Origin of the sequence: Streptomyces carpinensis (assembly GCF_002154505.1) — a bacterium.
GTDB classification, from domain to species: domain Bacteria; phylum Actinomycetota; class Actinomycetes; order Streptomycetales; family Streptomycetaceae; genus Streptomyces; species Streptomyces carpinensis.
This window is the reverse complement of sequence record NZ_MUBM01000231.1, coordinates 1-22,245: the sequence shown is the minus strand read 5'-3', so window position 1 is coordinate 22,245 and position 22,245 is coordinate 1. Positions and strand designations below refer to the sequence as shown.

23 protein-coding genes are annotated in these 22,245 nt (G+C 70.7%); 14 read left to right on the top strand and 9 right to left on the bottom strand.

Going from position 1 to position 22,245, the window contains the following annotated elements; all coding sequences use genetic code 11:
* The 8 genes from BZY54_RS29170 to BZY54_RS29135 form a co-directional block, all read left to right on the top strand.
* A partial coding sequence (locus tag BZY54_RS29170) for a S1C family serine protease (protein ID WP_143668143.1) occupies positions 1–706 on the top strand: 706 nt, incomplete at its 5' end.
* A gap of 134 nt (positions 707–840) precedes the next feature.
* On the top strand, positions 841–1,194 hold the full coding sequence (locus BZY54_RS29165) for a hypothetical protein (RefSeq protein WP_086728328.1): 354 nt from the start codon (positions 841–843) through the stop codon (positions 1,192–1,194).
* 97 nt (positions 1,195–1,291) lie between these two features.
* On the top strand, positions 1,292–2,044 hold the full coding sequence (locus BZY54_RS29160; protein WP_086728327.1) for a response regulator transcription factor: 753 nt from the start codon (positions 1,292–1,294) through the stop codon (positions 2,042–2,044).
* A complete protein-coding gene (locus BZY54_RS29155) occupies positions 2,041–3,489 on the top strand; it encodes a HAMP domain-containing sensor histidine kinase (protein ID WP_086728326.1) in 1,449 nt (482 codons plus the stop codon). The genes BZY54_RS29160 and BZY54_RS29155 overlap by 4 nt, the downstream gene beginning before the upstream one ends.
* Before the next feature lie 51 nt (positions 3,490–3,540).
* Complete coding sequence (gene mshD / locus BZY54_RS29150; protein WP_086728325.1) at positions 3,541–4,461, top strand: mycothiol synthase; 921 nt, start codon at positions 3,541–3,543, stop codon at positions 4,459–4,461.
* Between the two features lie 203 nt (positions 4,462–4,664).
* A complete protein-coding gene (locus BZY54_RS29145; RefSeq protein ID WP_425276328.1) occupies positions 4,665–7,016 on the top strand; it encodes an RNA degradosome polyphosphate kinase in 2,352 nt (783 codons plus the stop codon).
* Positions 6,997–8,103 (top strand): CHAD domain-containing protein, encoded by a 1,107-nt coding sequence (locus BZY54_RS29140; RefSeq protein WP_086728323.1) that lies wholly within the window; start codon positions 6,997–6,999, stop codon positions 8,101–8,103. The genes BZY54_RS29145 and BZY54_RS29140 overlap by 20 nt, the downstream gene beginning before the upstream one ends.
* 17 nt (positions 8,104–8,120) lie before the next feature.
* Positions 8,121–8,552: an NUDIX hydrolase gene (locus BZY54_RS29135; protein ID WP_086728322.1), complete on the top strand. Its 432-nt coding sequence runs from the start codon at positions 8,121–8,123 to the stop codon at positions 8,550–8,552.
* A gap of 22 nt (positions 8,553–8,574) precedes the next feature.
* On the opposite strand, the gene BZY54_RS29130 is transcribed toward BZY54_RS29135, so the two are convergent.
* Positions 8,575–8,766 (bottom strand): hypothetical protein, encoded by a 192-nt coding sequence (locus BZY54_RS29130; RefSeq protein ID WP_086728329.1) that lies wholly within the window; start codon positions 8,764–8,766, stop codon positions 8,575–8,577.
* Between the two features lie 145 nt (positions 8,767–8,911).
* Here BZY54_RS29130 and BZY54_RS29125 point away from each other — a divergent pair, with 145 nt between their 5' ends.
* Together BZY54_RS29125 and BZY54_RS51745 are read left to right on the top strand one after the other, a co-directional pair.
* A complete protein-coding gene (locus BZY54_RS29125) occupies positions 8,912–9,757 on the top strand; it encodes an SCO4651 family lipoprotein (RefSeq protein ID WP_086728321.1) in 846 nt (281 codons plus the stop codon).
* A gap of 136 nt (positions 9,758–9,893) precedes the next feature.
* Positions 9,894–10,061, top strand: a complete 168-nt coding sequence (locus tag BZY54_RS51745; protein WP_167414086.1) for a hypothetical protein — start codon at positions 9,894–9,896, stop codon at positions 10,059–10,061.
* A 42-nt stretch (positions 10,062–10,103) separates the two neighbouring features.
* On the opposite strand, the gene BZY54_RS29120 is transcribed toward BZY54_RS51745, so the two are convergent.
* Entirely contained in the window at positions 10,104–10,475 is a 372-nt protein-coding gene (locus tag BZY54_RS29120) for a metal-sensitive transcriptional regulator (protein ID WP_086728320.1), read from the bottom strand.
* 224 nt (positions 10,476–10,699) lie between these two features.
* On the opposite strand from BZY54_RS29120, the gene BZY54_RS29115 reads away from it, so the two are divergent.
* A complete protein-coding gene (locus tag BZY54_RS29115) occupies positions 10,700–11,320 on the top strand; it encodes a DUF47 domain-containing protein (protein WP_026252685.1) in 621 nt (206 codons plus the stop codon).
* A 7-nt stretch (positions 11,321–11,327) separates the two neighbouring features.
* On the top strand, positions 11,328–12,326 hold the full coding sequence (locus tag BZY54_RS29110; RefSeq protein ID WP_086728319.1) for an inorganic phosphate transporter: 999 nt from the start codon (positions 11,328–11,330) through the stop codon (positions 12,324–12,326).
* A gap of 119 nt (positions 12,327–12,445) precedes the next feature.
* On the opposite strand, the gene pstB is transcribed toward BZY54_RS29110, so the two are convergent.
* The 4 genes from pstB to pstS form a co-directional block, all read right to left on the bottom strand.
* On the bottom strand, positions 12,446–13,222 hold the full coding sequence (gene pstB / locus BZY54_RS29105) for a phosphate ABC transporter ATP-binding protein PstB (protein ID WP_086728318.1): 777 nt from the start codon (positions 13,220–13,222) through the stop codon (positions 12,446–12,448).
* Positions 13,223–13,293: 71 nt separating this feature from the next.
* Positions 13,294–14,358 (bottom strand): phosphate ABC transporter permease PstA, encoded by a 1,065-nt coding sequence (gene pstA / locus BZY54_RS29100; protein WP_086728317.1) that lies wholly within the window; start codon positions 14,356–14,358, stop codon positions 13,294–13,296.
* On the bottom strand, positions 14,355–15,362 hold the full coding sequence (gene pstC, locus BZY54_RS29095; RefSeq protein ID WP_086728316.1) for a phosphate ABC transporter permease subunit PstC: 1,008 nt from the start codon (positions 15,360–15,362) through the stop codon (positions 14,355–14,357). Before pstC ends, pstA begins: the two co-directional genes overlap by 4 nt.
* A 111-nt stretch (positions 15,363–15,473) precedes the next feature.
* The gene (pstS, locus tag BZY54_RS29090; RefSeq protein ID WP_208640798.1) at positions 15,474–16,607 is read right to left on the bottom strand and encodes a phosphate ABC transporter substrate-binding protein PstS; all 1,134 of its coding nucleotides are present in this window, start codon (positions 16,605–16,607) and stop codon (positions 15,474–15,476) included.
* 310 nt (positions 16,608–16,917) lie between these two features.
* On the opposite strand from pstS, the gene BZY54_RS29085 reads away from it, so the two are divergent.
* The gene (locus BZY54_RS29085; RefSeq protein WP_086728314.1) at positions 16,918–18,507 is read left to right on the top strand and encodes an FAD-binding oxidoreductase; all 1,590 of its coding nucleotides are present in this window, start codon (positions 16,918–16,920) and stop codon (positions 18,505–18,507) included.
* A 41-nt stretch (positions 18,508–18,548) separates the two neighbouring features.
* Here BZY54_RS29085 and BZY54_RS29080 read toward each other — a convergent pair whose 3' ends face one another.
* The 3 genes from BZY54_RS29080 to BZY54_RS29070 form a co-directional block, all read right to left on the bottom strand.
* Entirely contained in the window at positions 18,549–19,256 is a 708-nt protein-coding gene (locus tag BZY54_RS29080; RefSeq protein ID WP_086728313.1) for a phosphatase PAP2 family protein, read from the bottom strand.
* 147 nt (positions 19,257–19,403) lie between these two features.
* Complete coding sequence (locus BZY54_RS29075; RefSeq protein WP_244217389.1) at positions 19,404–20,411, bottom strand: bifunctional lytic transglycosylase/C40 family peptidase; 1,008 nt, start codon at positions 20,409–20,411, stop codon at positions 19,404–19,406.
* 159 nt (positions 20,412–20,570) lie between these two features.
* Complete coding sequence (locus BZY54_RS29070; protein WP_086728311.1) at positions 20,571–21,368, bottom strand: trypsin-like peptidase domain-containing protein; 798 nt, start codon at positions 21,366–21,368, stop codon at positions 20,571–20,573.
* A 459-nt stretch (positions 21,369–21,827) separates the two neighbouring features.
* Between BZY54_RS29070 and BZY54_RS29065 the strand changes: the two genes are divergently transcribed.
* Positions 21,828–22,136 (top strand): hypothetical protein, encoded by a 309-nt coding sequence (locus BZY54_RS29065; protein WP_014673544.1) that lies wholly within the window; start codon positions 21,828–21,830, stop codon positions 22,134–22,136.
* The last annotated feature ends 109 nt before the right edge of the window (positions 22,137–22,245 follow it).

Sequence of the window (22,245 nt, the reverse complement as noted above, 5' to 3'; positions counted from 1 at the left end):
GGCGATCGCCAAGGCGGTCAGCCCGAGCGTCGTGGAGATCACCGCCACTCTCGACAACGGCACCTCCACCGGCTCCGGTGTGGTCATCTCCAGCGGCGGCGAGATCCTCACCAACAACCACGTCATAGCGGGAGCCTCCTCGGTCAAGGCCCGGACCAGCGACGGCAAGAGCTACACCGCGCAGGTCGTGGGCACCGACAGCTCCAAGGACCTCGCCCTGGTCAAGCTGGAGGGAGCCTCCGGCCTGAAGGCGGCGGCCCTCGGGAACTCCGACGGCGTGGCGGTCGGCGACCAGGTGGTCGCCATCGGCTCCCCCGAGGGCCTGACCGGCACCGTCACCAGCGGAATCGTCTCCGCCCTCGACCGGGACGTGACCGTCTCCACCGACGAGAACCAGGGGCAGGGACAGGGACAGGGCGACGGCCAGTGGCCGTTCGAGTTCGGCGGCCGTCACTTCAACGGCGACACCGGCTCCTCCACCACCACCTACAAGGCGATCCAGACCGACGCCTCCCTGAACCCCGGCAACTCCGGCGGCGCGCTCATCGACGCGAACGGCAACGTCATCGGCATCAACTCGGCGATGTACTCGGCCGCCGCCGGCTCGGACTCGTCCGGCGCGGGCAGCGTGGGCCTCGGCTTCGCCATCCCGATCAACACCGCCAAGTCCGACCTGGCCAAGCTGCGCTCCGGCTCCCAGAGCTGAGGCCGGCCCCCACCGGGCGGCACCGCGCGATCACGAGCAGCGGACGCCACAAGAACGCCAAGAACGACCGACAAGGACAGCGGCAAGCGGCAACAGGCACCGACGCGCACCACCTCGCACCAAGGAGCACCGCCATGATCCAGCAGGTTGTCCACGAGTGGACCGACACCGTCGACGCGACCGTCCCCGCGGGCGTCGCCCTGACGCTGGCCGTCGCGAAGGAACTCCACAGCCCGGCGGGCGGCCCGGCAGTCGCCCTGGCCATCAACCTGGCGAGCATCCCGGCACGCCGGCCCGTGAGCAGGCCGGCCCGCCGCCCCGCGAGCAGCCGCGCGAACACCCGCACGATCAACCGGGCGGACAACCCCGCGAACCGGCCCCCGCTGGACGCCGCCGTCGTTCCCCAGCTCATGGGACTGCGCACCCCCGCCGGCCGCTGGCACCGCCACAAGGTGCCGCTGAGGCGGCTGACCGCAGTGGCGGCATGACAGGGCGCAAGGCCCCGTGACCCCACTCGGTGGGCGCGGAACGTGCGAGGCTGGGAGCATCCCTGCCGCCCCCAGGAAACCCGAGGACGAACGACCGATGAGCCCCCTCGACGGCGACCGTGACCGCGACCGCGACCGCGAGCCCCAGCGCATCCTGATCGTCGACGACGAGCCGGCGGTGCGCGAGGCACTCCAGCGCAGCCTGGCCTTCGAGGGCTACGGCACCGAGGTCGCGGTCGACGGCGCGGACGCCCTGGAGAAGGCGACCGCGTACAAGCCGGACCTGGTCGTGCTCGACATCCAGATGCCCCGTATGGACGGCCTCACGGCCGCCCGCCGCATCCGCGGCGCGGGCGACACCACCCCGATCCTGATGCTCACGGCCCGCGACACGGTCGGCGACCGGGTCACCGGGCTGGACGCCGGGGCGGACGACTACCTGGTCAAGCCGTTCGAACTGGACGAGCTGTTCGCCCGTATCCGCGCCCTGCTGCGCCGCAGCTCCTACGCGGCGGCCGTGGCGGGCGCGGCCGACGAGGGCGATGTGCTCACCTTCGCCGACCTGCGCATGGACCTGGCCACCCGGGAGGTCACGCGCGGCGGACGCCCGGTGGAGCTGACCCGCACGGAGTTCACGCTGCTGGAGATGTTCATGGCCCATCCGCGCCAGGTGCTCACCCGTGAGCAGATCCTGAAGGCGGTCTGGGGCTTCGACTTCGAGCCGTCCTCGAACTCGCTCGACGTCTACGTGATGTACCTGCGCCGCAAGACCGAGGCGGGCGGCGAGCCTCGCCTCGTGCACACGGTGCGCGGGGTGGGGTACGTCCTGCGGCAGGGCGGCGCGGAGTGAACCAGGTGACGCGCCGGTTCCGGTCGCTGCCGATCCGCTCGCGACTGGCGCTGCTGGTGGCGGCGGCGGTGGCGTTCGCGGTGGCGGCGGTCTCCGTCGCCTGCTGGTTCTTCGTGCAGGGCAAGCTGTACGACGCGGTCGACACCCGGCTCGCGAGTTACGGCAGGGTGACCGCCGGTACGGCGACCGATCTGGCCGCCAACTGCGCGCAGGCGCCGAACGACTCGGCGGGCGATGTGCAACGCTCGTACCTCTACGTGCAGTTGGTGACCTCGCAGGGCAAGTACTGCGTGGAGCCCAGGTCGCCCGGAGTGATCAAGGTCAAGGACCTGGACAAGAAGGTGGCCGCGGCGCCGTATCTGCGCGAACGCACCTTCCACACCACCACCGACACGGAGGGGAACGACGTTCGCGTCATGCTCGTCGCCGTCCCGACCGGCCCCGGCCCCAACGCCGACGCCTACCCGGGCATCGCCTTCATGCTCGGTCTCTCCCTGAAGGACACCGAGAACACGCTCAGCGACCTGGCCCTGCTGCTCCTGCTCGTCGGCGGCATAGGAGTCGTCGGCGCCGGGGCCGCCGGTCTCGCGGTCGCCCGCGCCGGTCTGCGCCCTGTCGACAAGCTCACCGAGGCCGTCGAGCACGTGGCCCGCACCGAGGACCTGACCATCCGCATCCCCGTGGCGGACGACAGCGAGGACGAGATCGCCCGCCTGTCCCGCTCCTTCAACTCGATGACGTCGGCCCTGGCCAGCTCACGCGACCTGCAGCAGCAGCTGATCGCGGACGCGGGCCACGAGCTGCGCACCCCGCTGACCTCCCTGCGTACGAACATCGAGCTCCTCTCCCGCAGCGAGGAGACCGGCCGCCCGCTCCCGGAGGCCGACCGCAAGGAGCTGCTGGCCTCGGTCAAGGCGCAGATGACGGAACTGGCGTCACTGATCGGCGACCTGCAGGAGCTGTCCCGCTCGGAGGGCCAGCGGGGCGAGCGGGTCCAGGTGATCGCGTTCCACGACACCGTGGACGCGGCACTGCGCCGTGCCCGGCTGCGCGGCCCGGAGCTGACCATCACGGCCGACCTGGACCCCTGGTACGTGCGGGCGGAACCGGCGGCCGCCGAGCGCGCCGTCGTCAACATCCTGGACAACGCGATCAAGTTCAGTCCCGAGGGCGGCACGGTCGAGGTGTGGCTGGCGGACGGTGTCCTCACGGTCCGCGACCACGGCCCCGGCATCCCCGCCGACGAGCTCCCCCACGTCTTCGACCGTTTCTGGCGCTCCCCGAGCGCCCGCGCCCTGCCCGGGTCGGGCCTGGGCCTGTCCATCGTCGCCCGCACGATCCAGCAGTCCGGCGGCGAGGTCACCCTCGCCCCGGCCGAGGGCGGCGGCACGGTGGCGACCGTACGGCTGCCCGGGGCACCCACTCCGCCGCCGGAACTGCCGTGAGCCGGTGCGAGCCGGCCACCCGGTCCGGGACTCCTCTGTAGTCTCAGACGCATGACCAGCGACGACACCGCACCGATCGCCCGCTCCCTGGCGTCCGTCTCCGCGCTCTCCCCCGACCAGGTCGAAGCCGTGCTGGACCTGCTGGCGGAAGCCGCCCGCACCGACGGTCAGCAGGCGGTGTCCGAGCAGGGCCGGCTGCAACTGCGCGGCGGCGCCCGGGAAGGGGTCTCCCATCTGCTGCTGAGCGTCGACGGCGAGCTGGTCGGCTACGCGCAGCTGGAGGACACCGACCCCGTGGAGGCGCCCGCCGCCGAGCTGGTCGTCCATCCCGCGCACCGCGGTCACGGGCACGGGCGGGCGCTCGGGTCGGCGCTGCTTGCCGCCTCGGGCAAGCGGTTGCGGGTGTGGGCGCACGGCGGTCACTCCGCCGCCCGGCACCTGTCGCAGGTGCTCGGGCTGACCCTGTTCCGCGAGCTGCGGCAGATGCGGCGCCCGCTCGCCGGCCTGGACCTGCCGGAGCCGGCGCTGCCCGAGGGCGTGACGGTGCGGACCTTCGTCCCCGGCCAGGACGACGCCGCGTGGCTCACCGTGAACGCGGAGGCGTTCGCCCACCACCCCGAGCAGGGCTCCCTCACCCAGCATGACCTCGACGCCCGCAAGGCGGAGCCCTGGTTCGACCCGCGCGGGTTCTTCCTGGCCGAGCGCGAGGGCCGGCTGGTCGGCTTCCACTGGACCAAGGTCCACGCGGAGGAGGGGCTCGGCGAGGTGTACGTCCTCGGCGTCCGCCCCGAGGCGCAGGGCAGCGGCCTCGGCAAAACCCTCACGCTGACCGGCCTGCGCCACCTGGCCGCACAGGGCCTGCCCACCGCGATGCTCTACGTCGACGCCGACAACAAGGCGGCGGTGTCGGTCTACGAGCGGCTCGGTTTCACCACGTACGAGACGGACCTCATGTACCGCACGGAGACGTGACGCGCACGTACCGCACGGAGACGTCACGTGCGCCGCCACCCGATGCGGCGCAGGCGGCGAAGGCGGCCGTCGAGGCCTACAGCCGGTGACGTACAGTGACGCGGGGCCCGGGCGGGCCCCGGATCCCTGCGGGCCGCCCCCCGCTATCCCGCACGTCATGTCTCCGTAACCGGCGATTCAGAGAGCCTTGCGACGCTCGATCAATGAAGCCCGCCGTGCCAGAGCCTCCGCCGCCCCCCGAGGGGTCCGCAGTCGTGCTCCCGCCCGCGCTTTCCGACGCGCCTGTCTTCCCCGCAGCGCGGAAGAATGGGTTCATGAGCCAGCCAGACACCCAGGCAGCAGCGCAGGTCCCGCACCTTCAGCCCTCCGTGGGCTCCATCGCCGCCCACCGCCCGCACACCGTGGCGGCGGCGGTGTCCGATCTGGACCCTGATCTCGACGCCGACCTCGACGTCTACGAGGAGTCGGCCGCCGAGGACGAGCAGCTGCCGCAGGGCCGCTTCCTCGATCGGGAGCGCAGCTGGCTCGCCTTCAACGAGCGGGTCCTGGAACTCGCCGAGGACCCGAACACGCCCCTGCTGGAGCGGGCGAACTTCCTCGCGATCTTCGCCAGCAACCTGGACGAGTTCTTCATGGTCCGGGTGGCCGGCCTCAAGCGCCGTATCGCCACCGGGGTCGCGACCCGCTCGGCCTCCGGTCTGCAGCCGCGCGAAGTGCTGGAGATGATCTGGGCCCGCTCGCGCGAGCTCATGGCCCGGCACGCCGCCTGCTACCACGAGGACGTCGCGCCCGCCCTGGCGGAGGAGGGCATCCACCTGGTCCGCTGGACCGAGCTGACGGAGAAGGAACAGGCCCGCCTGTTCACCCTCTTCCGGCACCGCATCTTCCCCGTGCTGACCCCGCTGGCGGTCGACCCGGCGCACCCCTTCCCGTACATCTCCGGCCTCTCCCTGAACCTGGCCGTCGTCGTACGCAACCCGGTCACCGGCCACCGTCACTTCGCGCGCGTCAAGGTGCCGCCGCTGCTGTCCCGCTTCCTGGAGAGCTCCCCGGGCCGCTACGTCCCCCTCGAGGACGTCATCGCCGCGCACCTGGAGGAGCTGTTCCCGGGCATGGAGGTCCTGGAGCACCACACCTTCCGGCTCACCCGCAACGAGGACCTGGAGGTGGAGGAGGACGACGCCGAGAACCTCCTCCAGGCCCTGGAGAAGGAGCTCATGCGGCGCCGCTTCGGGCCGCCGGTGCGCCTGGAGGTCGAGGAGTCCATCGACCGCGAGGTGCTCGACCTCCTGGTCCGGGAGCTGAAGATCAGCGAGGCCGAGGTGTACCCGCTGCCCGGTCCGCTCGACCTGACCGGTCTCTTCCGCATCCACAGCCTCGACCGGCCCGAGCTGAAGTACCCCAAGTTCGTCGCCGGCACCCACCGTGACCTCGCCGAGGTCGAGTCGGCGTCCGCGCCCGACATCTTCGCGGCCCTGCGGCAGCGGGACGTGCTCCTGCACCACCCGTACGACTCCTTCTCCACCTCCGTCCAGGCCTTCCTGGAGCAGGCGGCGCAGGACCCGGACGTCCTCGCGATCAAGCAGACCCTGTACCGCACCTCGGGCGACTCCCCCATAGTCGACGCGCTCATCGACGCCGCCGAGTCCGGCAAGCAGGTCCTGGTGCTGGTGGAGATCAAGGCCCGCTTCGACGAGCACGCCAACATCAAGTGGGCGCGCAAGCTGGAGGAGGCCGGCTGCCATGTCGTCTACGGCCTCGTCGGCCTGAAGACCCACTGCAAGCTGTCCCTGGTGGTCCGCCAGGAGGGCGACGACACGCTGCGGCGCTACAGCCACGTGGGCACCGGCAACTACCACCCCAAGACCGCACGCCTGTACGAGGACCTCGGACTGCTCACCGCGGACCCCCAGGTCGGCGCGGACCTCTCCGACCTGTTCAACCGCCTGTCCGGCTACTCCCGCCGCGAGACCTACCGCCGGCTGCTCGTCGCGCCCAAGTCCCTGCGGGACGGCCTGATCTCGCGGATCAACAAGGAGATCCAGCACCACCGCGCCGGACGGCCCGCCTCCATCCGCATCAAGGTCAACTCGATGGTCGACGAGGCGGTCGTCGACGCCCTCTACGGCGCGTCCCAGGCCGGCGTCCCGGTCGACGTGTGGGTGCGCGGCATCTGCGCGCTGCGCCCCGGCGTGCCGGGCCTGTCGGAGAACATCCGCGTCCGCTCGATCCTCGGCCGCTTCCTGGAACACTCGCGTGTCTTCGCCTTCGGCAACGGCGGCGAGCCCGAGGTGTGGATCGGCAGCGCCGACATGATGCACCGCAACCTCGACCGCCGTATCGAGGCCCTGGTCCGGGTCACCGACCCGGGCCACCGAGCCGCGCTCAACCGGCTCCTGGAGACCGGCATGTCCGACACCACCTCCTCCTGGCACCTCGGCCCGGACGGCGAGTGGACCCGGCACGCGACCGACTCGGACGGCCAACCCCTGCGCAACGTTCAGGAGATGCTCATAGACGCCCGGAGGCGCCGGCGTGGCACAGCAACACCTTGACCCGACGGACCCCACGGCCGCCGGGCCGTCCCCCGCGCTCATCGAGCAGGACGGCGCCCCCACCGTGGACGCCCTCGCGGGCTATCTGCGGGCGCAGGCGACGGAGTTCCTCCGGGCCCTGCGCCTGCACCGGGAGACCGGTGGCGGTGCCGCGAACGGCAGCGCGGAGTCCGTCGACGCGGCACGGGCCCTGCGCCGCTCGGCCCGCCGCATCAGCGGCAGCCTGCACACCTTCCGTCCCCTGCTGGACGAGAGCTGGGCGGAGGAGCTGCGCCCGGAACTGGCCTGGCTCTCGGGCACGTTGGCCCGTGAACACGCCTACCAGGCCCGTCTGGAGAGGCTGTTGCTGGCACTGCACCGGCTGTCGCCACAGGCCGACAAGGCCGCCGGCGTGGCCGACCTGGCGGACCTGGGCACCGCCGGCACCCTGCCCCGCCCGCCCGCGCCGGACCGGGGCAATCTCACCGTGGGTGCGGCGAAAGCCGGCGCCCTCCTCGACCGGCAGCTCACCCTCGCCCGTACCCGAGCGCACTCGACAGCCCTCCAGGCCCTCGGATCGAGCCGCTTCCACGCCGTCGCCGACAAGGTCGCCGTCCTCGCCAGCGACGTGCCCCTCAGCCCCGGCGCGCGCACCATGGACCCACGCCCTCTCGCCACCGCGGCCGAGGAACGCCTGACGGACGCGGTCGCCGCGCTCCCCCTCGTCACCGCGGGCAGCCCGTACAACGCGGCCGCGCTGGTCCACGGCCTGTCCCCGGACCCGTCCCCGCACCCGCAGGACGCCCCCTGGCACCAGGTCCGCCTGCTGCTGCGCCTGCACCGGTACGCCGGCGAGGCACTGCGGGGCGCCGACCTGGACGGCGCCGCCGTGGACGTACGGCTGCCGGCGGCCGGCCGGGCCCTCGACCGGCACCGCGACGCCTCGGAGGCGGCGGCCGCCGCGGCCGCGGCCGCCCGGACGCCGCGCATCGCCCCGGCGACGGCGTACGCGCTCGGCGTGCTCCACGCGGATCAGCGGCACGAGGTGGAGGCGGCCAGGTTCGCCTTCCAGCAGGCGTGGCAGATGCAGGCGATCGGCGCGAACTGAGGAGACGGTGAGCCCCGGTGCCGGGTACGAAGAGGAGGAAGGACACCGTCGTCCGGGCGGCCGGCTGCATTCTGTGGCGCCGCCTGCCGCCCTCCGGCGCCCTCGAGCTGTGCGTGGTGCACCGGCCGAAGTACGACGACTGGTCCTGGCCCAAGGGGAAGCTCAAGTCCGGCGAGGACCCGCTCGCGGGCGCGCTGCGGGAGGTGGCGGAGGAGACGGGGTTCACGGCCGTTCCCGGCGTGGAGCTGAGTTCCGTCGCCTACGTGGCGGGCGGGCGTCCCAAGCAGGTGCGGTACTGGGCGGCCGAGGCCGCGGCGGGCCGTTTCACCCCCAACAAGGAGGTGGACCGGCTCCGTTGGCTGTCGCCCGCCGCCGCCCGCGAACGGCTGACCCAGTTCCGTGACCGCGAACTCGTCGACGAACTGCTGACCGCCCTGCGCCTCACCTGATCCCGGCCGTCCGCGACACCCTTCAGGGCTGTCGGACGTCCCTCGCGTGCCCCTCCGCGTCCGTGCGGGCCAGGCTGCGCGCCCGGCGGGCGGGGCCGCGCCAGCCGCAGCTGCACCGGGCCAGGCAGAAACGGCCCTGCTCGACGGTCGTCGTGTGGTGTTCCGGGTGCTGCCGGTTCTCCTGCGCAGGGCCGAGCCCTTCTCGTAGCGCCACGCCGACCACGCTACCCACACCAGGTGAACAACCGGTTGCGGCTTCCTGTGAGTGCCGCCCCGGCGCGTGACGGGCCTAGGCACTCGTCGTTGAACCGGAGGACACGGAGCCCGTGACGGACGTAGCGGCTGGGGGTAGGCAGGCGATGGCGGAGCGGCAGCGGCGGCAGACGGGCGGGACGGCGCTCGCGGCGGGGCTGTTGGTCTGCGCGTGTGCCACGGCGTGCTCCGGCGGCGGCGTGGCCGCCGAGGACTCGCGCGCCGCCCATGACCCGGTGCGGACCGTGCGCCAGGCCCCCGAGGCGCTGCTCGCCGCGGGCAGTTCCCAGGCCCGCACGGCGATGGAGATGGCCGCGGGCGGAACCCGCGTGACGATCCGCGGCGAGGGGGTCTACGACTTCCGCCGGCAGCTCGGGCGGCTGACGCTGGTGCTGCCGCAGGACCCGACCGGGGCCCCCGAGCATCAGCCGATCACCGAACTGCTCGCCCCGGGCGCGCTGTTCATGAAGAACCGGGGGGCGGGCGTGCCCGCCGACAAGTGGGTGCGGGTGGAGACGGCGACGCTCTCCGACGGCAACCTGGTCACCGGCGGCGCCACCGACCCGTTCGCCGCCGCCGAGGTGCTGCGCGGGACGCGCACGGCGACGTTCGTGGGCCGGACGCAGGTGGCCGGTGTCGCGGTACGCCACTTCAGGGGCACCGCCGATCTGGCGCTGGCCGCGAAGAACGTCTCGGCGACCGGCGAGGCGGCGCTGAGTACCGCGCTGAAGGCGGCGGCGAAAGGGTTCGCCACGGCCGACGTCCCGTTCGACGTCTACCTCGACGACCAGGGCCGCGTCCGCAAGCTCCGGCAGAGCTTCAGCTTCGTCGGCGGACACGGCAAGAAGACGGTGGACGTCTTCTCCACGACCCTGCTGTACGCCTTCGGCACCCCGGTGAACGTGACGCTGCCGCAGTCGAAGGACATCTACTCCGGCCGGATCGCCGAGTAGTCGATCACCCGGAGCCGAGGCTGCCGGGGCCGAGGGGCCGGAAATGACCGGCGGACTAGCCCTTCCGTGCCATGCGCGGTCCGTGGACGGCTCCCTACTCTAGGAAGCCGGCGACGACAGAGAAGGGGTGACGCACGTGGCTCCGGTCGGTACGGCGGTTCAGGACCACGTGGCCCTCGCCGAGATCGAGCTGTGCGGAGAGCTGATCATCGCCGCCTCGGCGGCCCGGGAGCGGCTCAGTCTGGAGAGCATCGACGAGGTGCTGAGAGTGGCCGAGGAACGCCGCACCGGCACCGACGAGTGAGCGGCGGCCCCTGCCGCCCGTGCACGTCACGTGGTCATGCGGTCACGTCCGCAGCAGCCGTCCGATCGCCTTGGTGGCCTCCTCGACCTTCGCGTCGATCTCGGAGCCGCCCTTGACGGCCGCGTCGGCCACGCAGTGCCGCAGGTGTTCCTCCAGCAGCTGCAGGGCGAAGGACTGCAGCGCCTTGGTGGAGGCGGACACCTGGGTGAGTATGTCGATGCAGTAGACGTCCTCGTCGACCATCCGCTGCAGCCCGCGGATCTGGCCCTCGATCCGGCGCAGCCGCTTGAGGTGCTCGTCCTTCTGCTTGTGGTAGCCGTGTGTGGCGTGCTCATGCCCCGCCGGCTCGCCGCCGGCGTTCTGCTCCACGGTGTTCTCGGAGGGCGCCGCTGCGCCGGCCTCGGTGGTCGTCATCGCGTCCTCCCGCTCGGGTGGGATTCAGAAGATCCAGGAGATTCGCGTAGACATACCCCTGGCGGGTATATCGTAACGAATTTTCCGGGGTATGCGAGGCTTGCCATGCCCCCGTGACGAGCACAGTGGCTGATGGGCGACACTGGGGGACGGCCCCTTAGCCGTGGCCGGATGATGCGCTTAGCATCACCCTGACCGAAACCGAAGCACCCCGAGGACCCCACGTGCGCTTTCGTCTGACCCCCAGGGAGACGAGCTTCTACGACATGTTCGCCGCGTCCGCGGACAACATCGTCACCGGCTCGAAACTCCTGATGGAACTGCTCGGGGCGGACGCTTCCGCCCGGGCCGAGATCGCAGAGCGTATGCGGGCCGCGGAACACGCCGGTGACGACGCCACGCATGCGATCTTCCACCAGCTGAACTCCTCGTTCATCACGCCCTTCGACCGCGAGGACATCTACTCCCTCGCGTCGTCCCTCGACGACATCATGGACTTCATGGAGGAGGCCGTCGACCTGGTCGTCCTCTACAACGTAGAGGAACTGCCCAAGGGCGTCGAGCAGCAGATCGAGGTGCTGGCGCGGGCGGCCGAGCTCACGGCAGAGGCCATGCCGCACCTGCGGACCATGGACAACCTCACCGAGTACTGGATCGAGGTGAACCGCCTGGAGAACCAGGCGGACCAGATCCACCGCAAGCTCCTCGCCCACCTGTTCAACGGCAAGTACGACGCGATCGAAGTGCTCAAGCTCAAGCAGATCGTGGACGTACTGGAGGAGGCGGCGGACGCCTTCGAGCACGTGGCGAACACGGTGGAGACCATCGCGGTCAAGGAGTCCTGAGGCGTCCATGGACACCTTCGTTCTGACTCTGACCATCCTGGTCGCCCTCGGCTTCGCCTATACCAACGGCTTCCACGACTCCGCCAACGCCATCGCCACCTCCGTCTCGACCCGCGCCCTGACCCCGCGGGCCGCGCTGGCGATGGCCGCGGTGATGAACCTCGCCGGCGCCTTCCTGGGCAGCGGGGTCGCCAAGACCGTCAGTGAGGGCCTGATCGAGACCCCCACCGGCAACAAGGGGATGGGGATCCTCTTCGCGGCGCTGCTCGGCGCCATCGTCTGGAACCTGGTCACCTGGTACTTCGGCCTGCCCTCGTCCTCCTCGCACGCCCTGTTCGGCGGCCTGGTCGGCGCGGCCCTGGCGGGCGGTACGGCAGTGCACTGGAACGGCGTCCTGGACAAGGTCGTCACCCCGATGTTCCTGTCCCCGGTGGTCGGCCTGATCGTCGGCTACCTGGTCATGACCTTGATCATGTGGATATTCCGCCGCACCAACCCGCACAAGGCCAAGCGCGGCTTCCGTATCGCGCAGACGGTGTCGGCGGCCGGCATGGCGCTCGGACACGGCTTGCAGGACGCCCAGAAGACCATGGGTGTGGTGGTGATGGCGCTGGTCATCGGCGGCGTCGAGACCTACGGCGACCCGATCCCGGTGTGGGTGAAGCTGATCTCCGCGCTGATGCTGTCGCTCGGCACCTACGCCGGTGGCTGGCGCATCATGCGCACCCTGGGCCGCAAGATCATCGAGCTGGACCCGCCGCAGGGGTTCGCGGCCGAGGCGACCGGCGCGTCGATCATGTTCGGCACGGCCTTCCTCTTCAAGGCCCCGATCTCCACCACCCACGTCATCACCTCGGCGATCATGGGTGTGGGCGCGACGAAGCGGGTGAACGCCGTCCGCTGGGGCGTGGCGAAGAACATCGTCCTGGGCTGGTTCATCACCATGCCGGCCGCCGCGCTCGTCTCGGCCTTCGTCTTCTGGCTGATCAACCTGGCGTTCCTGTAGGAGCGCCCGGCCGGGGATCGCCCGGCCACAATGCGTAGGGCCCGCCCCCGGGAGCCAGGGGCGGGCCTTTCCGCATCCTCACGGTGGCACCGCCATGCAGCACCGCGAGGGGTCCGGGATCAGCCGAAGCGGCCGGAGATGTAGTCCTCGGTCGCCTGGACGGAGGGGTTGGAGAAGATCCGCTCGGTGTCGTCGATCTCGATCAGCCGGCCGGGCTGCCCGACGGCCGCCAGGTTGAAGAACGCCGTACGGTCCGAGACGCGCGCCGCCTGCTGCATGTTGTGCGTCACGATGACGATCGTGAAGCGTTCCTTCAGCTCGCCGATCAGGTCCTCGATGGCGAGGGTCGAGATCGGGTCCAGGGCGGAGCAGGGCTCGTCCATGAGCAGCACCTTCGGCTCGACGGCGATCGCACGGGCGATGCACAGCCGCTGCTGCTGACCGCCCGAGAGACCCGAGCCCGGCTTGTTCAGGCGGTCCTTGACCTCGTTCCAGAGGTTCGCGCCCTTGAGCGACTTCTCGACGATGTCGTTCAGCTGGCTCTTCTTGTAGTTGCCGTTCAGGCGCAGACCCGCCGCCACGTTGTCGAAGATCGACATGGTGGGGAACGGGTTCGGCCGCTGGAAGACCATGCCCACCTCGCGGCGGACGGAGACCGGGTCGATCCCGGCGCCGTAGAGGTCCTCGGAGTCCAGCATCACCTTGCCCTCGACCCGGCCGCCCGGGGTGACCTCGTGCATCCGGTTCAGGGTGCGCAGGAACGTCGACTTGCCGCAGCCGGACGGCCCGATGAAGGCCGTCACCGAACGCGGCTCGACCGTCATCGAGATGTCCTCGATCGCCTTGTGGGAGCCGTAGTAGGCGGTGAGCCCGCTCACGTCGATTCGCTTGGCCATGACTACTTCTTCACTTCCAGTCGTCTCAGTCGCTGTTGGCCGCCGCGCGGCGGTAGCCGCGCATCAATGCCTCAGCGACCGGTCTTGGGTGCCTTCCAGCGGGCGATGCCGCGGGCCACCAGGTTGAGGATCATCACGAAGGCGATGAGGGTGAGAGCCGCCGCCCAGGCGCGGTCGTACGCCGCGCCGGAGCCCGAGCTGTTCGCGTACTGCTGGTAGATGTACAGCGGCAGCGAGGCCTGCGGGTCCTTGAAGGGGTTGGAGTTGATGAAGTTCGTACCCCAGACCAGCAGCAGGACGGGAGCGGTCTCACCGGTGATGCGCGCGATGGAGAGCATCACACCCGTGGCGATGCCGCCGATGGACGTCGGCAGGACCACCTTGAGGATGGTGCGCCACTTCGGGACGCCCAGCGCCAGGGAGGCCTCGCGCAGCTCGTTGGGAACGAGCTTGAGCATCTCCTCGGTGGAGCGGACCACCACGGGCATCATCAGGATCGCCAGGGCGAGCGAACCGGCGAAGCCGGAGTAGCCCATCTTGAGGATCAGGATCCAGAAACTGAGGACGAAGAGGCCGGCGACGATCGAGGGGATGCCGGTCATCACGTCGACGAAGAAGGTGACGGCCTTGGCGAGCCGGCCCCGTCCGTACTCGACCAGGTAGATCGCGGTGAGCACACCGATGGGCACGGCGATCAGGGTGGCGAGGCCCACCTGCTCCAGGGTGCCGAGCAGCGCGTGGTAGATGCCGCCGCCCGGCTCGGTGTCGGCGACACCGGCCATGGAGTGACTGAGGAAGTAACCGTCGAAGACCTTCACACCGCGCTTGGCGGTGGCCCAGATCAGGGAGGCCAGCGGGACGACGGCGACGAGGAAGCAGACCCAGACCAGGCTGGTGGCGATGCGGTCCTTGGCCTGCCGGCGGCCCTCGACCCGGGCCGCGACGCCGTAGGTGACGAGGACGGCGAGGACCGCTGCGATCAGGCCCCACTGCACCTTGCTGTCCAGCCCGGCGCCCAGGCCGATGGCCACGGCCGCGGCCACGGACCCCGCGACGACGGCGAGCGGGAACCACTTCGGAAGGCTGGCGCCGCGCAGCGAGCCGGCGCGCTTGTCGGTGACGGCTGGCGTGCTCATGCGTTGGCCCCCGAGTACTCCTTGCGGCGGTTGATGATCATGCGGGCCGCGCCGTTGACCAACAGGGTGATCACGAACAGCACGAGACCGGAGGCGATCAGCGCGTCCTGGCCGAACTCGGTGGCCTCGTTGAACTTGCTCGCGATGTTCTGGGCGAAGGTGCCGCCACCCGGGTCCAGCAGGCTGGCCTTGATGTCGAAGGTCGGGGAGAGCACCGTGGCGACGGCCATCGTCTCGCCGAGCGCCCGGCCGAGGCCGAGCATCGAGGCGGAGATCACACCGGAGCGGCCGAAGGGCAGCACCGACATGCGGATGACCTCCCAGCGCGTGGCGCCGAGGGCCAGCGCGGCCTCCTCGTGCATGCGCGGGACCTGGCGGAAGACCTCGCGGCTGACGTTGGTGATGATCGGCAGGATCATGATCGCCAGCAGGATGCCCACGGTGAGCAGCGACCGCGGGGCGCCGCCCTGCCAGGACAGGATGCCGGTCCAGCCGAAGTACTCGTCGAGCCAGCCGTACAGGCCGTTCAGGTGCGGTACGAGGACCAGGGCACCCCACAGGCCGTAGACGATCGACGGCACGGCGGCCAGCAGGTCGATCACGTAGGCGATGGGGCCGCTGAGCTTGCGCGGGGCGTAGTGCGTGAGGAACAGCGCGATGCCGACCGCGACCGGGACCGCGAGGGCCATGGCGACGATCGACGAGACGACCGTGCCGAAGGCCAGCACGGCGATGCCGAACTGGGGCGGCAGCAGGCTGGTGTTCCACTCGAAGGTGGTCAGGAAGTTGCCGTCGTCCTTGCTTATGGCGAGGGCGGCACGGTAGGTGAGGAAGACCGCGATCGCGGCCATGATCACCAGCAGCAGGATGCCCGACCCACGGGAGAGGCCCAGGAAGATGCGGTCACCGGGGCGGCCGGCGCCACGGACGGCGCGCTTGTGCGCGGCCGGCCCCTGGGCGGTGTGAGGCGGAGCTGCGTCGGATTGCTGTGTGGATGTGTCCATCGGGTTCTCCGGTCTGCGGAGCCGTACGCGGTGTACGGGCTCCTGGCGGCGGTGCACCGGACGGTGCGGCCCGGGTCCCGCTCGGTGGCGGGACCCGGCCGCACGCTCAGATCAGCTCAGGCCCGAGATGGTGGAGCGGACCTTGGTGATGATCGCGTCGGGGATCGGCGCGTAGGAGGCGCCGGTCAGCTGCTTCTGGCCGTCCTCGGAGGCGATGTAGGACAGGAAGGACTTCACGGCCGGCAGGGTGTCGGCCTTGTTGCCCTTGTCACACGCGATCTCGTAGGTGACCAGGGTGAGCGGGTAGGCGCCGTCCTCCTTCGGCTCGTAGTTGAGCTTCAGCGCCATGTCCTGGCCGGTGCCGACGACCTGCGCCGAGGCGATGGCCTTGGTGGCGTTCTCGACGGTGGCCTTGGCCGGGGTGGCGGCGCCGGTCTTCAGGTCGACGGTCTTGATGCCGTCGGCGGCGTAGGAGAGCTCGAAGTAGGAGATCGCGCCGGCGGTCTGCTTGACCTGCTGGGCGAGGCCGGAGGAGCCCTGCGCGGACTGGCCGCCCTTGGCCTGCCAGGCCTTGCCGCCCGAGTACGGCCAGTCGCTCTTGGCGGTGGCGATCAGGTACTTGGTGAAGTTGTCCGTGGTGCCGGACTCGTCGGAGCGGTGGAACGCCTGGATCTTCAGGTCGGGCAGCTTGGCGCTGGGGTTCAGCTTCTTGATCGCCGCGTCGTTCCAGTTGGTGATCTTGCCGTTGAAGATCTTGGCGAGGGTGGCCGGGTCGAGGGTCAGGCTGTCCACGCCCGGCACGTTGAAGCCGATCGCGATGGGGCCACCGACCATGGGCAGGTCGATCGCCTGGCCGCCGGAGCACACCTTCTTGGACTGGGCGACCTCCTCCGGCTTCAGCGGGGAGTCCGAACCGGCGAACGCGGTCTGGCCCTGCAGGAAGGCGGTGATACCGGCGCCCGAACCGGTCGGGTTGTAGTTGATCTGCACGTCCTTGCAGTCCTGGCTGTACTGCTTGACCCAGGCGTCGATCGCGTTCTTCTGCGCCGACGAACCGGACGCCTGCAGCTGACCCTTGGCGCTGTCGCACTTGGCCGCGCCGGGAGCGGCGGCGGCGGACGAGCTGCCCCCGTTGCTGTCCTTGCCGCTGTTGTTGTCGGAGCCGCACGCCGTGATGGCCAGGGCGCCCGAGACGGCGAGAGCGCCGAGAGCGAGTGCCCGCCGGGTCTTGCGCTGAAGCTTCACTTGAGGGAGTTCCTTCCAGGAGCCGCCGTCCTGATCGGCGGCGTGCGAAGTGTGGCTGACACCGATGCGGCAAGATGCGCGCATCAGCACCGGGTAAGGCCGAAATTAGGCAGAACAGGTGAAGCCGCCGATTGCCGGAAGTGAACGAGGGGTGAACCCCTGCCGACGGTGCGGTGAGGTAACGGAATGCTCACGGGGAGGGCACGCGGAGGTTCCGACGCCCGTGCCCCGGCGGCCCGTTCAGGCTGCCGGGAACCCGCCCGGGCCGAGCGGTCGTCTCGGTCCACGGGAGCCGACAGGAGGCACAGACATGGAACGGCGGGCGTTCATAGGGGGCGGCGCGGTCGCGGTGACCACGCTGGCCACGGCCGCGTGCAGCGGTGGCGGCAAGGGATCGTCGGCGGGGGCGGCGGGCACCGCCGCCACGGCGGCCTCCCCGTCCCCGGGCAAGGCATCCCCAGCCGCAGGACTGCGCGCCACCGGTGCCGCGTCCGCGGCCGACTGGACCGCGCTCGCCCACACCCTGGACGGCACCCTGTTCCGCCCCGGCGACGCCCACTGGACCACCGCCCACCAGCTCTACAACACCCGCTTCGACGGCCTGCAGCCCGCCGCCGTCGCCTACGTCGCCCACGCCGACGACATCCGCACGACCCTCTCCTACGCCCGCGCCCACCGCCTGGGCGTGGCCATCCGCAACGGCGGCCACTCCTACGCCGGCTGGTCCTCCGGCGACGGCCGCCTGATCCTCGACGTCTCCCGGCTCGACCGGGTCAGGGCGAGCGGCACTTCGGCGGTGGTCGGGGCCGGCGCGAAACTCATCGACGTCTACCGGGCGCTCGCCGCGAAGGGCGTGACGATACCCGCCGGCTCCTGCCCGACGGTCGGCGTCTCCGGCCTGGTGCTGGGCGGCGGCCACGGAGTCACCTCCCGGGCCTACGGTCTGACCTGCGACAGCCTGACCGAGGCCACCGTCGTCACGGCGGACGGCAGGCAACTGACCGTCAACGCCACCGAGAACAAGGACCTCTTCTGGGCGCTGCGCGGCGCCGGCAACGGCAACTTCGGCGTCGTCACCGAACTCCGGTTCCGCACCCACCCCGCGCCCCAGGCGGTGTCCGCCTACATGATCTGGCCGTGGGCGAAGGCGGCAGCGGTGGTGAAGGCCTGGCAGGAATGGGGTCCTGACCAGCCGGACGAGATCTGGTCCTCCCTGCACCTGGAGAACACACCGGGCGGCGCGCCGAGGGTGTCCGTGGCCGCCTTCTCCCTCGGGACGTACGGCGAGCTGCAGAACGCGGTGGACCGCCTGGCCGCCGGGATCGGCGCACGCGCCTCCAGCGTCTCGCTGAACCGTCACTCGTACGAGGGCGCCATGGAGGCCTATGCCGGCTGCTCGTCCTTCCCCACCGAGCCCCAGTGCCACCTGCCCGGCCCGACACCCGGCCGCTCCCCGCAGGGCAGCCTCGGCCGCGAGACCTACGCGGCCCGTTCGGACTTCTTCGACCGCTCGATCTCCGCGGCCGGCATCCAGACGCTGCTGTCCCAGGTGCGGTCGGTGCGGGGCGGCGCGGGCAGCGTCGCGCTCACCGCACTCGGCGGAGCGGTCAACCGTGTCTCCCCCACGGCGACGGCCTTCGTCCACCGCCGCTCACGCATGCTCGCCCAGTACATAGTGTCCTGGACTCCCGGCACGGTGGGCACGACGGCCCAGTCCTGGCTCACCGCGGCCCACACCGCGATGAGGCCGTACGCCTCCGGCGCGGCCTACCAGAACTACACCGACCCCACCCTGACGAACTGGCGCTCGGCCTACTACGGCGACGCCGCACCCCGCCTGAGGAAGCTGAAGCAGCAGTACGACCCGGACGGTTTCTTCGCCTACCCACAGGGGCTGTAGCGGTCAGCGCACTCCACGCACGTCAGCCCCTGGCCGCACGCTCACGCGGCCAGGTCCCGCTCCTCCGCGGCGGCCCGCTCCTCACCCCGCGACCCGGCGAGCACCGTGCCCGCGCCCGCCTCCGCCCGCCGGGCACGAACGAGCCACCCGCCCCACCGCGCGCCCTCCACGGCCTTCAGCACAGGCGTGAGCAGCGCCATGGCGACGGGCGACAGCAGCAGCGCGACCGCCGTGCCGAGCGCGAACCCGCCGACCACGTCGGTCGGATAGTGCACGCCCATGTACACCCGGCAGAACCCCTCGAGCAGCGCCAGCCCGATCCCCACCAGCCCGAACCGCCTGTTGGCCACGAACAGCGCGACCCCCATCGCCATGGTGAGCGTCGCGTGGTCGCTGACGAACGAGAAGTCGGTCTTCCCCGGCACCAGGACGTCCAGTCCCTGGTGGTCCCGGAAGGGCCGCGGCCGCTCCACGAACCCTCGGATCGGCACGTTCACCAGCACCGCGATCCCCGCCGCGAGCGGCGCCCACACCAGCGCGGCCACCGAGGAGGCGGCGTTCTCCCCGCCCCTCCGCCGCACGGACCACCAGCACCACACCACCAGCAGCACCATCGCGAGCAGCAGACCGTACTCGCCGACGTACTCCATGACCCGGTCGAACCAGTGCGGTGCGTCCTTGGCCAGGCCGTTGATGTCGTAGAGCAGGTCGACGTCGGGGTTCGACCCGGATTCGGCGAGTCCAGCCATCGTGCTGCGGCCCCTTCGTCGTGTCCTTGTACGTCAACAGGAACGCACGACCCCGTTTGATACGTTCCACGCTCCACCGAATGATCACGCAGACGTTATCGAAGAGAGACTCGTCGTAGCAGCTCAGGGGGAGGGCTCACGCTCGGTTCACACCGAGGTGGGGAGCGCTTTCGCGCCATCTTCGGTGACCCGGGTGGCCCCGAAGTAGTCCGGTGTGTCGACCGGGTCGAACCGGATCACGGCCCCCGGCCGTGGCGCGTCGATCATGTACCCACCGCCGACATAGATGCCCACATGCCGAATGGCCCGCGAATCGGTCGGATCGTCGGAGAAGAACACCAGATCACCCGGCAGCAGCTCCTCCCGCTTGGGATGCGGCCCCGCGTTGTACTGGTCGTTGGCCACCCGCGGCAGGCTGATCCCCACACTCTCGTACGCGGCCTTGGTCAGCCCCGAGCAGTCGAACCGGCCCCCCTGGTCGGCGGTCCCGTCCCCACCCCACAGATAGGGCGTCCCCAACTTGCCCTGCGCATAGGAAATCGCGCCGGCGGCCTGCCGCGAGGGATCGACCCGGGTGACGGGGGCGGCGAAGCTCTTCTCCAGGGTCGTGATCGTCTTCACGTAGTTCTGGGTCTCCGCGTACGGCGGCACGCCCCCGTACTTTATGACGGCGTACGCCCCCGCGTTGTAGGCCGCGAGCATGTTGTGCGAGACGTCGCCGGGCACGTCCTTCACGTACTTCGCGAGCTCGCAGTCGTAGGACGCGGCCGACGGGATCGCGTCGTTGGGGTCCCAGACGTCACGCTTGCCGTCGCCGTTGCCGTCGAGGCCGTGCGTGGCCCAGGTCCCCGGGATGAACTGCGCTATCCCCTCCGCCGCGGCCGCGGACCTGGCGTTCGGGTTGAACCCGCTCTCCTGGTACAACTGCGCCGCGAGCAGAGCCGGGTTGAGGGCGGGGCACAGATTGCCCCACTTCTGCACGAGGGTCTTGTAGGCGGCCGGCACCGCGCCCTTGGCGAGTCCGACGGCTCCGCCGCCCACCCCGTTCACGATGTTGCCGGCGACGACGTAGACGCCGACGACGAGCAGCATCACGAAGGCGATCCCGGATCCGACGGCGGCGATCGCCACGACCCATGCCTTACGCACCGTCAACCACCCCTCGCCGCCCAGGAGTCCGTCCGCCCGGGACAGTTTAGGGGCGCGCGCCGTGCTTTCGGATGACCGTACGGATCCTGGCCCCTCGCCGGGGCGCCCGTGGCCGGGTTCGCGTCACCGAGGCCGGCCCAGTGGCCAGAGGTGGCGGATCACCGCTCACGGATCGGCCGCGGCGTCCTTGTAGAGCTCGGCCGCCTCGGCGCCGAAGACGACGCTGTAGGACGTGTCGGGCGTGGAGCCGCCCTCCTCGTGTCCGCCGAGCACACCGACCACCTGCCGGTCGCCGTTGATCCACGGGCTGCCGCTGGTGCCGCCGGTGAACTCGGGGCAGTCGATGCGCTGCTGGGTGCGGCTGTGCGAGCGCGGCCTGTTGGTACAGGTGATGGGCACCTCGCGGGAGTCGGGGTACCCGGTGACGGTCACCGCGGTCGCCCCGGTCGCCACCCCGCTGACGAAGCGGTTGCCGCCGACGACGTCCTCGATGTTCCTGCCGCCCTGCGGGGAGATCACCGCGAACGCCACGTCGCTGTCCTCGTCCTGGTCCTTGGACCACCCGTCGGGCAGGAATCGCCTCTTGACCGTCCAGACGCCGTACGGGGCCTTGCCGTCCCGGTACCCCGGCGCGAAGACCAGGTCGGTGTCGTCGCTCAGGCAGTGCGCCGCGGTGAGGACGAGGTTGTGATTGGGGCTGTGCACGACCGAGGCGGTGCAGAAGTGGTTGCCGTTGAGACTGCCGGCCTTGTCGGCGCCGAACAGCGCACCGATCCGCGCGCTCTGCGAGGATTCCGTGGTGACCGCCGTCACCCCGAGGGGTCCGGGCCCGTCGGAGGCGGACGCGACGGAAGCCGAGGTCACGGCGATCAGCACCAGTCCGACGAACAGCGCGTAGTGCCGGGTGGCGGCGCGCGGGCGTACGTGACGGGCGGGGCTCTGGATCCCTGAGGTGCGCTTCATCAGGCCCCACTGTGTCCCAAGAAGGTGAGAAACGGATCCCGACTTCACTGAGATTTTCCTGTGAAACCCTCGTTCACCGCACACGATGTCCCGCATCGCCCCGCTTGTCCCGACCCCGGGCGCGAAGCAGCGGCACAGGCACCCGCACCGGCACGGGGACACGCTCGCACCGGCACCGGCACACGGCGTGAGAGCATCGACGCGACCCACTCACTCGACTGGACGTCAGAAACCCTGCCCGGACGTGAAAAGTGTCAACGCCGCAACCACAGCACCGGTTCCGCTCCCTCTTCATTGCCCGGCGTGACCTGCCGTGATACACAGAGTAACCATACGCACGAAACTCGCCAGTAATGGCGCCAAGTCGACATGCGCGGGCGTCATTGTCGGCGACAATGAGGCCTGACCTCTGCACGCCCGCAGGGGCCGCGGAACTACCCACCAGGGGCGGTGACTTACATGCTCTTTGCGGCCGACAAGGGAGACATCAACACCATCATCGGCGGGATCGCTCCGGACTGGGGCCCCTTCGGCAGCCTGGGCAACGAGGCGAAGGTGATGATCGAGGTGGTGATGGCGGTGGCCATCCTGCTCTGCCTCGGCATCGCCGTCTGGGGCGCGGCGAAGCAACGTATCGGCGCGACGGCCCTCCGGGACACCTTCAGCGCGGAACAGGGCAAGGGCCTCATCATCGCCGGTCTCACAGGCGTGTTCATCATCGGTTCCCTCGGCACGCTGTTCACCATCGTGTACGGCATGGCGGTGTAGTCCGGGCCGGCCGTGTGACCGGCGCACACCCGCGCATGCCGCGCACGGTGCTCCGCCCGCGCCGTCGACCGGCCCCTCCGGGCGCGTCCGGTGCCCCCGCTGCCCCCAC

What these genes read in the sequence shown, in the direction of transcription:
- BZY54_RS29165 (WP_086728328.1), top strand. Translation starts at nt 841, where the DNA reads ATGATCCAGCAGGTTGTCCACGAGTGGACCGACACCGTCGACGCGACC.
- BZY54_RS29160 (WP_086728327.1), top strand. Translation starts at nt 1,292, where the DNA reads ATGAGCCCCCTCGACGGCGACCGTGACCGCGACCGCGACCGCGAGCCC.
- mshD (WP_086728325.1), top strand. Translation starts at nt 3,541, where the DNA reads ATGACCAGCGACGACACCGCACCGATCGCCCGCTCCCTGGCGTCCGTC.
- BZY54_RS29145 (WP_425276328.1), top strand. Translation starts at nt 4,665, where the DNA reads ATGAAGCCCGCCGTGCCAGAGCCTCCGCCGCCCCCCGAGGGGTCCGCA.
- BZY54_RS29125 (WP_086728321.1), top strand. Translation starts at nt 8,912, where the DNA reads ATGGCGGAGCGGCAGCGGCGGCAGACGGGCGGGACGGCGCTCGCGGCG.
- BZY54_RS29120 (WP_086728320.1), bottom strand. Translation starts at nt 10,475, where the DNA reads ATGACGACCACCGAGGCCGGCGCAGCGGCGCCCTCCGAGAACACCGTG.
- BZY54_RS29110 (WP_086728319.1), top strand. Translation starts at nt 11,328, where the DNA reads ATGGACACCTTCGTTCTGACTCTGACCATCCTGGTCGCCCTCGGCTTC.
- pstB (WP_086728318.1), bottom strand. Translation starts at nt 13,222, where the DNA reads ATGGCCAAGCGAATCGACGTGAGCGGGCTCACCGCCTACTACGGCTCC.
- pstA (WP_086728317.1), bottom strand. Translation starts at nt 14,358, where the DNA reads ATGAGCACGCCAGCCGTCACCGACAAGCGCGCCGGCTCGCTGCGCGGC.
- pstC (WP_086728316.1), bottom strand. Translation starts at nt 15,362, where the DNA reads ATGGACACATCCACACAGCAATCCGACGCAGCTCCGCCTCACACCGCC.
- BZY54_RS29085 (WP_086728314.1), top strand. Translation starts at nt 16,918, where the DNA reads ATGGAACGGCGGGCGTTCATAGGGGGCGGCGCGGTCGCGGTGACCACG.
- BZY54_RS29080 (WP_086728313.1), bottom strand. Translation starts at nt 19,256, where the DNA reads ATGGCTGGACTCGCCGAATCCGGGTCGAACCCCGACGTCGACCTGCTC.
- BZY54_RS29070 (WP_086728311.1), bottom strand. Translation starts at nt 21,368, where the DNA reads ATGAAGCGCACCTCAGGGATCCAGAGCCCCGCCCGTCACGTACGCCCG.
- BZY54_RS29065 (WP_014673544.1), top strand. Translation starts at nt 21,828, where the DNA reads ATGCTCTTTGCGGCCGACAAGGGAGACATCAACACCATCATCGGCGGG.